We start from the raw sequence: 11,884 nt of genomic DNA, 5'->3' as shown, positions 1-11,884 counted from the left end.
AGCTTTAATTCACGACTATATTTGGACATAAAAAAGACCCCCAATAATTGGTTGTCCAACTATTGGGGGTCATTTCAATCACGTCGGCTTTTTATTGGATGCAACTAACAATATTAGGTGCACTTTACTCACGAAAGCTTATCGCATTACTTCACGCTTAGCTCATTCAGTAAGCCTTGCGGTAACGCTAAATCATCGTTCTTGTTCACATTAACACCCTGCTCCACGATACTTGTCGCAATCTGCTTTGCTTCATCTAGCGAGTGCATGCTGTAAGTACCACATTGATACTCATTTAGCTCAGGGATCTTATCTTGCGACTCTACTTTTAGCACATCTTCCATCGCCGCCGTCCAGCTTGCGCCAACCTCAGCTTCTGTTGGTGTACCAATCAAGCTCATGTAAAACCCTGTACGGCAGCCCATAGGGGAAATATCTATGATTTCAACTGTATCTGAATTTAAATGATTACGCATAAAGCCGGCAAACAAGTGTTCCAATGTATGAATGCCACGCTCAGTTAAAATTTCAGCATTTGGACGACAAAAACGTAGATCAAACACTGTAATGGTATCGCCTTTCGGAGTTGTCATTGTTTTCGCTATACGTACCGCAGGGGCATGCATGCGAGTATGATCAACGGTAAAACTGTCTAATAATGGCATTACTTCCTTCTCCTTTGCCTCGTCTGTACCCTCATCAGGCACTCAACTTGCCACGACAAACATTGATGCCGTGGTGAATCCAATTCTATTAACACGCAATTATTAGAACGACCACCAGCTACGGTTATCCTCTAATTCTGCTTTACATTGTTTAAGCTGCCAGCCATAGTTTTTGGCTTGTTGCTCTACCTTACGCGAGATTTTAATAAGGGTGGGTTTTCCTTTATAGCTACCACGCTTATAGCCACCACGTCCTTCGTGATAAGCCAAATATTGATTATAGGCATCCCATTTCGAGACTCCTAATTGCCGGTTAGTTTCACTGGTATACCAACCAACAAACTGTAGCGCATCACCAAAATCGGTACGAGAGCCACCATTGCGAGTCGCTTTTTGGTAATCAGACCAAGCAGGATCTTGTGCCTGTGCATAACCATATGCACTGCTAACTCGGCCCCATGGAATAAAGCCTAATATATAGTCTTTCGGGGGGCGAGCATCATGGCGAAAGCTGCTTTCTTGTTTAATGAACGCCATCGCAACATGAATAGGCGTTCCCCAATCCTGCTGCATATCGATAGCATCTTCATACCAATCCGGGTTTTCACGAAAAATATTACACACATTAGATTGGTCTTTTGGCGGTGGTGTGGCACAACCCGTCAATAGGGCAAACACGCTGAATAGCGATAAAAGGCGCACTACCGAAAACATATTCTTACTCATTGGGAACTAAATGCACTCATGAAAGTCAGAATAAATGACTGGCAGTAAAACTGTCGTCATCCCTGCGAAATTGTTTTTTCTAGGCGGCAAGGTAGCCGCCTATTTTTTCACCTGTCGTTTATCCATCAACAGGTTGATGAATGTGACGAACGCTATACGTCAATCACTTCAAATCAGCAAAGTAATCCGCTAAAAATGCATCTAACGATTGAGTATCACTCTCTTCAATCGCCTTTTGTTTTTCTAACGAGACTTTCACTTCTTGTTCAAATTCTTGTTGCGAGTAAAAAGCGTAGCTACGCTGTTTTAGCTGATCAGCATGCTGCTGAGCCAATTCAGCACCAACATTACCAATGCCTTCTTGCGCTTCAATCATCTTCAGCATCTGCGCTGATAAAGTCAGCTCGGGGTTATTAATCCACTCAAGCAACTGTTGGCAAGTTTGTTGATAGCAGTCATTACCTGCGGCTTGATCCATCACAATAGCGACTTCTTCTAGTTCCGCAAATACACGTTGCCCCCATGCAGGTAAAGAAAGGCGTTCGCCGTTACAACCAATCTTCAGCATAAGATCGGGATTACGACCATCAACAACCACGCGGTTCCAATTATCACGCCAGCACTCTAGCTCGGCATCATCCATTTCTGCTGAAGGCGTTAATACCGCCCACGTTAGGAATAAATCGAGGAAACGTACTTGCTGCTCTGTAATACCAATCGGACTAAACGGGTTTACATCTAATGAACGAACTTCAATGTACTCAACACCACCGCGGCTTAATGCTTCCGATGGTTTTTCACCGTCACGCGCGACACGTTTAGGACGGATTGGCGCGTACAGCTCATTTTCAATTTGCAATACGTTGCTGTTCAGTTGACGGTGTTCCCCATCTACTTTCACACCAATATCGGCAAATTCAGCAGAAGGTGTGCGGATCGCTTTTTGTAAGCCATCAACATACTGTTCAATACCGTTAAAGCCTATTTTCAGCACACTTTGCGCATTATTGGTGTAGCCCAAATCACTCAAACGCAATGCCGTCGCGGTTGGTAAGAAATACGTACCACAGCCCGTTTTCTTAAACTGTTGCTGAGTATCCGTATTCTCTTTAATGAATGAGCCACATAACGCTGGTGATGCGCCAAATAAATAAGGAATAAGCCAGCCAAAGCGATAGTAATTACGGATCAAACCGAAATAAGCATCTGACACTGATGCTTGGCGTTGCTCTTCTGACTGTTCACCAAACAACTGATCCCAAAATTCATCAGGGAAAGAGAAGTTAAAGTGCACGCCTGAAATCACTTGCATCATACTGCCATAACGATTTTTCAATCCTTGGCGATACAGTGTTTTCATTTTGCCAGTATTCGATGAACCGTATTGAGCTAAGACAATATCGTCTTCACTACCAACAAAACATGGCATCGACATTGGCCACAGCTTCTCATCACCCATTTGAGTGTAAGTAAACTGATGAATATCACTCAACTGCGACAAGAGATCACCGATATCACGCGATACTGGTGTAATAAACTCAAGCAAAGACTCGGCGTAATCAGTTGTCACCCACTTATTCGTAAGCGCCGATCCTAACCCCGCAGGGTGATACGCACTAGAAAGCTTACCTTGTGGCGTGATACGCAATGCTTCGCGTTCTAAGCCACGGTCAATGCGAGTCAATGCGTCTGGATTTGCGGCAAGTTGCAGCAACCGTTGTGAAAAATCCATCTAAGCTGTTCTCATTTTTGATCTTATGTATAACAAACTAGGGTAATCATAATTATCGACGATTGCCACGATTATTCTGGTGAAACAATATTACCGTCCCGCAATAATCGTGGCTTAATCTCGTCATGCTAAAGCCTGTATGACTAAAGCCCTATTTCATCGGCGTCATTTCTTTTACTGGTATCGCTAAGGTTTCCAGTTGTGGTTTCAGGCTCTTTGCATCCCCCACCACAATGATCTGGTAATCCGTCGGCGTAAACCACTTTTCAGCCAAGGCATTTAAGCGTGACTTATCAATACTAGCAGCGATGCTATTTCGCTCACTGACATAATCTTTAGATAGAGAATACGTCAGCATTTGGCCAAGTAACTGCGCTTTTTTAGCTGGCGTCTCATAGCTTAATGCATCTTTTTGACCAACAGCTAAGCGCATGAATGCCAGCTCTTTATCTGTAATGCCGTCTTTGCTGATTTTATCAAGCTCGGCTAGGAACTCTTTCAATGCAGGTAAACTTGCATCAGCACGAACTTGCGCATAAAACACCGACAACCCAACTTCACGACCACCACTTTGATAGCCTCCCGCACCGTAGGTATAGCCTTTGTCTTCACGTAGATTTAGGTTAATACGGCTATTAAAGTTACCTGCTAAGTTAAAGTTCGCCAATTGTGTTTCATAAAGCTCGCCTGTGGCATCAAAAGGTAGGCCTTGACGAACCAAGCGAATCACCGTTTGTGGTGCGCCAGGTTTATCGACTAACCAGATCGCTTGCTTACCCAGTGTCGGCAGTGTGAAATTGGATAATTTCGGCTCTGGCTTTCCTTGCCATTTCGCTAAGAAATCAAGTTCTTTGGTCAAAGACTGCTGTTTCACATCACCTACAATCACTACATCAGCGCCATTAGGCGTATAGTAGTTTTGATAGAAAGCGGTTACGTCAGCCAAGGTTAAACTTTCCAATGAAACTTTAGTGCCTTCACTTGGAATACTCATTGGCGTGTCTTTAAACAGCACTTCACGTGTAGCTTGCGCAGCTAACCAATTAGGACGCTGGTGCTCGTACACCGCACCTTCAATCGCTTGCGCTTTCAAACGGGTAAAGTCTTGCTCACTAAAGGCTGGCGTAAACAGCTTCTCTTGCAAAATGGCTAAAGTCGCAGATAAGTTTTTCGCCAGTGCCGTCACCGAGACTGTTGTGGTGTATAAGCCACTACTAAAATGTACGGTACTGCCTAATACGTCTAACTTTGACGATAAAGTTTCAGCACTCGATTGCGTCGTCGCCTCGCCCATCATCGCCGCCGTTAACGCTGAAATTCCTTCTTTGCCTTGCGGCTCGAAGCGACGCCCTGCCGGTAAAATCAGCTGAATTTCAACCGTTGGTGTTTCTTGATATTTCGCCCCCAGCACCTTAATACCATTTGCTAATGTAAAGTCGTATACATTCGGTAATTTGGCTTCAACAGGTTTCGCGGGGTGTGGCATCACACTGCGATCGAAGGTGTCGACAGGCTCCCGTAGGACCAATTCTTTTTCTGTGATTTTTTTGTGCTCAGGTAGTACTCGCTCTGCTGGCGTGTAATTCGGTTTGGCTGCCTGTAGTTCAGTTTTACCTTTAGGCACCACACTCAAAGTGACGCTTGGGTTGCCATTAAGGTAACGCATGTACGAGGCTTCCATACTCTTGGTGGTCACCGCGCGCAAGTTACCCAACTCTTGCTGCAAGTAGTTAGGGTCACCAAAGAAGGTTTCGTACGCCGCCAGTTGTGACACTTTTCCGCTGACACTTTGCAAGCCAAAAATGGCATTAGCTTCAACCATGCCTTTTAATTCATTCAGCTCTTTTTCGCTGACGCCACGCTGTTCAAGTCCATTTAATACTGATGTCACTTCTTGGCGAATGGCTTTTAGATTACCTTTATCGCCACTCTGGCCCATCGCATAGACATACATGGTACACGCCAATTCGGCACAATCATGGAATGCGCCGGCATCGACTACTTTGCCTGGTTTCACTAAGTTTTGATAAAGCAGACTGTTTTTACCGCCACCGATCACTTTCGCGAGCATATCAAGCGAGGCTTCATCTTTCGCACCGTTGTACGATGTTGGCCACGCCATCATCAGCATAGGTTGTTGAATTTTGTCTTCCAGCGTAATAAAGCGATCACTATCAATTTTGACCGGCCACTTGTCAGCTTTCTCAACTTCAGGTCCACGTGGAATCGAACCAAAGTATTTATTGATCCACGTTAGCGTCTGCGCCACATCGATATCACCGCCAATCGTTAATGTGGCATTGTTAGGGCCATACCAACGCAGGAAAAACGCTTTTAAATCGTTAACATCAACACGGTTTAAATCTTCGATGTAACCAATAGTCTGCCATGAGTACGGATGCTCTCGAGGATAAAGTGCTTCCCCAATACGTTCGTACATTAAGCCATATGGACGGTTTTCATAGTTTTGTGCACGTTCGTTTTTCACCGTATCGCGTTGAATTTCAAATTTACGTTGCGACACGGCACCCAGTAAAAAGCCCATGCGATCCGACTCTAACCACAGCATTTTTTCTAACTGGTTAGCAGGTACGGTTTCAAAGTAATTAGTGCGGTCACGGTTGGTAGTGCCATTAAGCGACCCACCCGCTTCGGTAATTAAGCGGAAATGTTCCTGATCCCCGACATTGTCAGAGCCTTGGAACATCATGTGCTCAAAGAAGTGGGCAAAACCTGATTTATCCGCTTCTTCACGTGCCGAGCCTACATGGTAGGTAACATCAACATGCACCAAAGGATCGGAAGTATCTTGGTGCAATACGACGGTTAAACCGTTATCGAGGACATATTTATTGTAAGGGATCACAGGTTCATTCGGGTCAGTAACCCCAACCTGCTCAACTAAACTGATACCGTCAGGCAGTGCAGCTGTGGCTGCCACAGAAGACGAAGAGGCAGCGGCGAACGCTGCATGAGAGGGGTAACCGGCAAATGACAGCAGCGCCGCACTTAATAACCACTTTTGCACAAAAGACATCCTTATAAAAAGCCAACCACAATCATGGCTAACACGGTGTAACGTAAAGCTTTACCGATCATAATAATGAGAAAGCTGAGCCAGTGATTCATACGTAACCAACCAGCCGCGAGGCAAAGGGGATCACCAATGATCGGCAGCCAACTAAAAAACAACGACCAGTAACCATATTTTTTTAACCACAATAAAGCTCTATGACCCTGTTTTTCATCAGAAGTTTTATCTGGAAGCAAACGGCCAAGCCAATAATTGGTCATGCCACCGAGTGTATTACCCAATGTGGCCACAGCCACCACCAGCCATACAGCATTGTCACCCAGCTTCAGCGTCGCCACTAAGTTAGCTTCAGAGCCTCCAGGTAATAGCGTTGCGCTTAAAAATCCAGTCGAAAATAAAACCCATAATGCCGAATCACCGTTGACTAATGTTGAGATCATGCGTTATTTACAGCCAATAAAATTTTGCCGCGAGTGCGTCCTGACTCTATCTGCTGATGCGCTTTATCTCCGTCGGCCAAAGGGTAGATCGCCGCTACCTCAACATTCAGCTGACCTTTAGCAACCATTTCAAGCATAGTGTTGTTTTGTTCAACCGTTGGGCTAACCAACATGCCTGTAGCCTCTAAACCTAGCGATTGGGCTTGCTGACACACTTGTTCAGCAGTCATCGTTGGGATCGTCACCACTCGCCCACCCGACTTCACACTCATTAACGCAGCCATGCCAACATCGCCACCCATTAAATCAATCAAAATATCAACAGGTTCAATTTGGTTTGCTATCTCACCACAACGATAGTCAATCGCCGTAGCGCCTAGCTGCTCAATAAACGCCTTGTTATCTGCCGAGCCTGTCGCAAAGACTGTCGCTTGCAAAGCAACCGCGAGCTGCACCGCGATATGGCCAACCCCACCAGCTCCAGCCAAGATTAAGACCCGATCACTGGCCTTAACTTTCACTTTTTCTAGCGCTTGCCAGGCAGTTTGGCCCGCTAACGGTAGACTCGCTGCAACTTGCAACGATACGTTATCTGGCAAGATACTCAAATCTGCCGCCTCCACATTGACATACTGACTATACGCCCCCGCTTGGAGAGGAAAACCAATAAACCCGCTGACACGCTCTCCCACTACAAGGTGCGTCACATTATCGCCTATTGCAACCACATGGCCCGCGATGTCATAACCCGGAACCCAAGGTAGGTTCTCTTTGTTCTGGGCCGCAGCCCACCCTAACCCTGCTCGAGTTTTAGCATCGATGGGGTTCACACTAGAGAAATCCACGGCAACCATTACTTGGTTATCTTGTGGCTCGGATAACGCAGACGTTTGTATCTGTAGCGTATTTGCTTCACCAAACGCGGTGATAGCGAGTTGTTGAGTCGAGGCGGGAAGCGAAGCCATTGGATAAAAAGCCATGGTATTTTCCTTATAGGGCTATGAGTTGAGACAACATTCATCCTACTCTTATGGATCTAGTTATACCTAACTCGTCGCACAAAAAAAACGGGCAGCTTATTGCTACCCGTTTCAATATATATCGATATCACGCAATTAAGCGTGTTCTGCTATGGGCTAACTAAGGCTAATAAAATACCCGCAGCCACCGCAGAGCCTAAAACACCGGCAACATTGGGTCCCATCGCATGCATTAATAAGAAATTCTGAGGATTTGACTCTAGCCCAACCTTATTCACGACCCGTGCAGCCATAGGCACAGCAGAAACGCCAGCCGCACCGATGAGTGGGTTAATATCTTCTTTGCTAAAGCGGTTAAGCAGCTTCGCCATTAATACACCACCACCCGTGCCGACACTGAACGCCACCGCACCCAGTAATAGGATACCAAGCGTTTCAAGCTGTAAAAAAATATCGGCTTCAAGTTTTGAACCAACCCCGAGACCCAACATAATAGTTACGATATTGATCAGTTCATTTTGTACCGTGTTAGATAAACGATCTACAACACCAGACTCACGCATCAAGTTACCCAAGCAGAACATTCCGACTAAAGGTGTTGCTGAAGGTAAGAATAAAACCGTCATCATCAAAACCGCGAGCGGAAACAAGATCTTCTCCGCTTTGCTGACATGACGAAGCTGTTGCATCTCGATTTGACGCTCTTCTGGGGTGGTTAGCGCTTTCATGATCGGTGGCTGAATAATAGGTACCAAGGCCATATAGCTATATGCAGCGACAGCAATGGCGCCTAATAAATCAGGCGATAATCGACTCGCAAGGAAAATTGCGGTTGGACCATCAGCTCCACCAATAATCGCGATAGATGAAGCATCAGCCATACTGAACTCCATCCCAGGCACAAGATTAAGTAGGATGGCGCCAAATAAAGTAAAGAAAATACCAAACTGAGCAGCGGCACCTAGTAACAAGGTTTTCGGATTAGCAATCAAAGCACCAAAATCGGTCATTGCCCCCACGCCCATAAAAATAAGCAATGGGAAAATACCCGTTTCAATACCGACGTGATAGATGTAGTACAACAATCCACCTTCATCGGTAAAACCTGCGTTAGGTATATTGGCTAAAATCGCCCCAAAGCCAATCGGCAATAACAACAAAGGTTCGAAGCCTTTACGAATAGCCAAGAACAACAAGCCAAAACCAATAAACATCATAAAGACTTGGCCAAGCTCAAAGTTTGCGATCCCGGTCTCCGACCAGAGTTTTAATAAACCGTCCATGGTATACCTCTTACGCTAAGCTCAAAATCGGAGAGCCTACCGATACCGAGTCACCCTCTTTCACATGCAACGCTTGAATTACCCCACTACGGGCAGCACGCACCTCGGTTTCCATCTTCATTGCTTCCAGTATTACCAATACATCACCTTCTGACACTTGATGACCCGGCTGGACATTAATTTTGAAAATATTCCCAGCCAATGGTGCAGCAATTGATTCAGCCTCACTCGCCGCTGACGCTGCGGGAGCTCTGGTGGCGGTTGTTGCTGATACCACAGACGTCAGTTCACCACTAGGGCCAACTTCCACATCATAAACCTGACCGTTCACTTTAACGCTATAAGCTTCTATGCCTACCGTTGCGACCACAGGGGCTGTCGCATGCTCATTAGTAGTAACAGGCACGGTAGATTCAGCTTGCGGCGCAGGTTCAAAGGCCGCAGGATTATTGCGATTTTTAAGGAAGTTAAGGCCAACTTGTGGAAACAAAGCGTAGGTCAGTACATCGTCAACTTCTTGATCAGCTAAGGTGATCTTTTCAGCTTTCGCTTTCGTTATAAGATCTGTCGTCAGTGCTGCTAGCTCATCATCAATCAGATCTGCCGGACGGCAGGTGATCGGTTTAGCACCATCTAACACTTGTGCCTGTAGCTCCGCATTCACTGGTGCAGGTGCTGTTCCGTATTCGCCTTTTAATATACCTGCGGTTTCTTTTGTGATGCTCTTATAACGCTCACCAGTTAGTACGTTAAGTACCGCCTGTGTACCAACAATTTGTGAGGTTGGTGTAACCAATGGAATAAAACCAAGATCCTTACGGACACGCGGGATCTCTGCTAATACCTCATCGAAACGATCAGCTGCACCTTGCTCTTTAAGCTGACTTTCCATGTTAGTCAGCATACCGCCGGGGACTTGAGCCAATAGAATACGTGCATCAATTCCCTTCAAACTACCTTCGAACTTGGCGTACTTTTTACGGACTTCACGGAAGTAAGCTGAAATCGGCTCTAGCTGCTCTAGGTTCAAATTAGTATCACGCTCAGTGCCTTCCAGCATCGCAATAACCGTTTCGGTTGGCGTGTGGCCGTATGTTTGGCTCATTGAAGAAATAGAGCTATCTAAAATATCTAACCCTGCTTCTACCGCTTTAACGGCTGTCGCGGTAGAAAGCCCAGTTGTTGCATGGCAGTGCAATGCCAAAGGCACATCACACGATGCTTTAATACGGGAAATGAGCTCATACGCTTCATAAGGCTTTAAAAGCCCAGACATGTCTTTAATACATAATGAGTGACAACCGAGATCTTCAAGGCGCTTAGCAAGATCAAGCCACGTATCTATCGTGTGAACAGGGCTAGTAGTATAAGAAATGGTCCCTTGGGCATGCGCCCCAACGTCCACTGTTGCTTTAACGGCTTTTTCAAAGTTACGGACATCATTCATCGCATCAAAGATACGAAACACATCCATACCGTTGTGGTGAGCGCGTTCAACAAACTTTTCAACCACGTCATCACCATAATGGCGGTAGCCTAATAAATTCTGACCACGCAGTAGCATTTGCATCGGGGTTTTCGGCATTGCCTGCTTTAACGCACGCAAACGCTCCCACGGATCTTCTCCAAGGTAACGGATACAAGCATCGAATGTTGCACCACCCCAAGTTTCTAACGACCAGTAGCCAACATTATCTAGCTGTTCGGCAATCGGTAACATATCTTCTAAACGAAGACGCGTGGCAAATAAAGATTGATGGGCGTCGCGTAATACGACGTCTGTAATCGCTAAAGGTTTAGACATGCTCGCAAACTCCTTGTAATAAACCGTGTCCTAAAAAGATCATGCTTGGCGCTGACGATACTGATTCACCGCGGCTGCAATCGCAGCAACAATTTCAGGCTGAACCGTATCCGAGCTTTTTACCGCCATCTGAGCAGGTGTATTCACCACTTCAGGATCGGCAGGGGCAATCTTTGCCAAAAGCTGCACTAAAAAAATAAGAATGCTTAAAAACACAAAAACCACGACCATTCCGGTGATCATGATGGTTGCAGCTTCCATTAGCACACTACCTAAATCAGTCATTATTGCTTCCTTTCATTATTGTGACTGGCGATTAAGCATTATCATGACAAACAAAAACAAGTCAAATTAATTAACAAAGAAGCAATAAAAACACGTCAATTACTCTGATTTTCCCACAGTTGCCGATAAGTCGTAAAAACAATCATATTTCTGCCATATAAATCACTATCAGCGAATAGGGTAAATGCCGAATGTAAAATTAAAACTTTATAGATCATGAGGATATGAAAAGAGAACGCAAAAAGCTTACGTTAACGTAATGGTAATCTTGTGACCCCAAGATCTGACAATAGCGATCATAGATCAAAGCGTTATCTCACAGTTTTCATTCCCCCCTCGATCCATCTAAGCCCAACCAAAAAGCTGGTGATCCCCCTTTCAACCACAATAAATATCAGAATTCATCACTCTGATATGCTTTTCATCTATAGAGCAAATGACCCGCAACGCATTGATACTAATATCATCATTAGAGGGTAATTAATGGATTCTGCGTATTTAGTTAAAAGTGACTATCGTAGTGCAGGAATGTATAAAAGTGCGAGATAACACGCAATTTATCACTCGTAACAAGCATGCGCACAAATTGCCGCACTGCAATAAACGCAACAATGAAGTAATAAAGGCATTGTAGGTGTGGTTGTACAATCGCGATGAGAAGCAGAGGTGGTGGCAGAGAGTGGCAGGCATAAAAAAAGCCCAGCCGAAGCTGAGCTTATAAATAATGGTGCGCGCGGGAGGATTCGAACCTCCGACCGCCTGGTTCGTAGCCAGGTACTCTATCCAGCTGAGCTACGCGCGCACTGTTTGTTGCTACAACAATAACATTGAGGTTATCACTGCTTATAAATAATGGTGCGCGCGGGAGGATTCGAACCTCCGACCGCCTGGTTCGTAGCCAGGTACTCTATCCAGCTGAGCTACGCGCGCATAAG

At 45.4% G+C, this 11,884-nt stretch carries 9 protein-coding genes and 2 tRNA genes; all 11 read right to left on the bottom strand.

The features are described from left to right. Window positions 1-146: 146 nt before the first annotated feature. The 11 genes from luxS to ASV53_RS09825 all read right to left on the bottom strand — a co-directional run bounded on the left by luxS (window position 147) and on the right by ASV53_RS09825 (window position 11,879). The gene (luxS, locus tag ASV53_RS09875; protein ID WP_062688024.1) at window positions 147-665 is read right to left on the bottom strand and encodes an S-ribosylhomocysteine lyase; all 519 of its coding nucleotides are present in this window, start codon (window positions 663-665) and stop codon (window positions 147-149) included. 102 nt (window positions 666-767) lie between these two features. Then, window positions 768-1,379 carry a transglycosylase SLT domain-containing protein gene (locus ASV53_RS09870; protein ID WP_062688023.1) on the bottom strand — a complete coding sequence of 204 codons (612 nt, stop codon included), beginning with the start codon at window positions 1,377-1,379 and terminating at the stop codon, window positions 768-770. A 175-nt stretch (window positions 1,380-1,554) separates the two neighbouring features. Then, complete coding sequence (gene gshA / locus ASV53_RS09865) at window positions 1,555-3,123, bottom strand: glutamate--cysteine ligase (RefSeq protein ID WP_094956971.1); 1,569 nt, start codon at window positions 3,121-3,123, stop codon at window positions 1,555-1,557. Window positions 3,124-3,274: 151 nt separating this feature from the next. After that, window positions 3,275-6,151 carry a M16 family metallopeptidase gene (locus tag ASV53_RS09860; RefSeq protein ID WP_094956970.1) on the bottom strand — a complete coding sequence of 959 codons (2,877 nt, stop codon included), beginning with the start codon at window positions 6,149-6,151 and terminating at the stop codon, window positions 3,275-3,277. Between the two features lie 11 nt (window positions 6,152-6,162). Next, entirely contained in the window at window positions 6,163-6,597 is a 435-nt protein-coding gene (locus tag ASV53_RS09855) for a YqaA family protein (RefSeq protein WP_062688021.1), read from the bottom strand. Beyond that, window positions 6,594-7,577, bottom strand: coding sequence for an NADP-dependent oxidoreductase (locus tag ASV53_RS09850; protein ID WP_239928767.1), 984 nt, complete (start codon window positions 7,575-7,577; stop codon window positions 6,594-6,596). Before ASV53_RS09850 ends, ASV53_RS09855 begins: the two co-directional genes overlap by 4 nt. Before the next feature lie 149 nt (window positions 7,578-7,726). Further along, the gene (locus ASV53_RS09845; protein ID WP_094956969.1) at window positions 7,727-8,860 is read right to left on the bottom strand and encodes a sodium ion-translocating decarboxylase subunit beta; all 1,134 of its coding nucleotides are present in this window, start codon (window positions 8,858-8,860) and stop codon (window positions 7,727-7,729) included. 10 nt (window positions 8,861-8,870) lie between these two features. Continuing rightward, window positions 8,871-10,664, bottom strand: coding sequence for a sodium-extruding oxaloacetate decarboxylase subunit alpha (oadA, locus tag ASV53_RS09840; protein ID WP_094956968.1), 1,794 nt, complete (start codon window positions 10,662-10,664; stop codon window positions 8,871-8,873). Window positions 10,665-10,703: 39 nt separating this feature from the next. Continuing rightward, window positions 10,704-10,949: an oxaloacetate decarboxylase subunit gamma gene (locus ASV53_RS09835; protein WP_062688020.1), complete on the bottom strand. Its 246-nt coding sequence runs from the start codon at window positions 10,947-10,949 to the stop codon at window positions 10,704-10,706. Window positions 10,950-11,674: 725 nt separating this feature from the next. After that, window positions 11,675-11,751, bottom strand: a tRNA-Arg gene (locus ASV53_RS09830). 51 nt (window positions 11,752-11,802) lie between these two features. Continuing rightward, window positions 11,803-11,879, bottom strand: a tRNA-Arg gene (locus ASV53_RS09825). Window positions 11,880-11,884: the final 5 nt, after the last annotated feature.

The sequence above is a fragment of the Photobacterium sanguinicancri genome (genome assembly GCF_002265265.1).
GTDB lineage: Bacteria > Pseudomonadota > Gammaproteobacteria > Enterobacterales > Vibrionaceae > Photobacterium > Photobacterium sanguinicancri.
The sequence above is the reverse complement of the archived record's forward strand: the minus strand, read 5'-3'. Positions and strand labels throughout refer to the sequence as shown.

Bases quoted from the DNA above. Each gene is read 5' to 3' on its own strand.
- oadA (WP_094956968.1), bottom strand. From the start codon at position 10,664: ATGTCTAAACCTTTAGCGATTACAGACGTCGTATTACGCGACGCCCAT.
- ASV53_RS09855 (WP_062688021.1), bottom strand. From the start codon at position 6,597: ATGATCTCAACATTAGTCAACGGTGATTCGGCATTATGGGTTTTATTT.
- ASV53_RS09835 (WP_062688020.1), bottom strand. From the start codon at position 10,949: ATGACTGATTTAGGTAGTGTGCTAATGGAAGCTGCAACCATCATGATC.
- luxS (WP_062688024.1), bottom strand. From the start codon at position 665: ATGCCATTATTAGACAGTTTTACCGTTGATCATACTCGCATGCATGCC.
- ASV53_RS09845 (WP_094956969.1), bottom strand. From the start codon at position 8,860: ATGGACGGTTTATTAAAACTCTGGTCGGAGACCGGGATCGCAAACTTT.
- ASV53_RS09870 (WP_062688023.1), bottom strand. From the start codon at position 1,379: ATGTTTTCGGTAGTGCGCCTTTTATCGCTATTCAGCGTGTTTGCCCTA.
- ASV53_RS09850 (WP_239928767.1), bottom strand. From the start codon at position 7,577: ATGGCTTTTTATCCAATGGCTTCGCTTCCCGCCTCGACTCAACAACTC.
- gshA (WP_094956971.1), bottom strand. From the start codon at position 3,123: ATGGATTTTTCACAACGGTTGCTGCAACTTGCCGCAAATCCAGACGCA.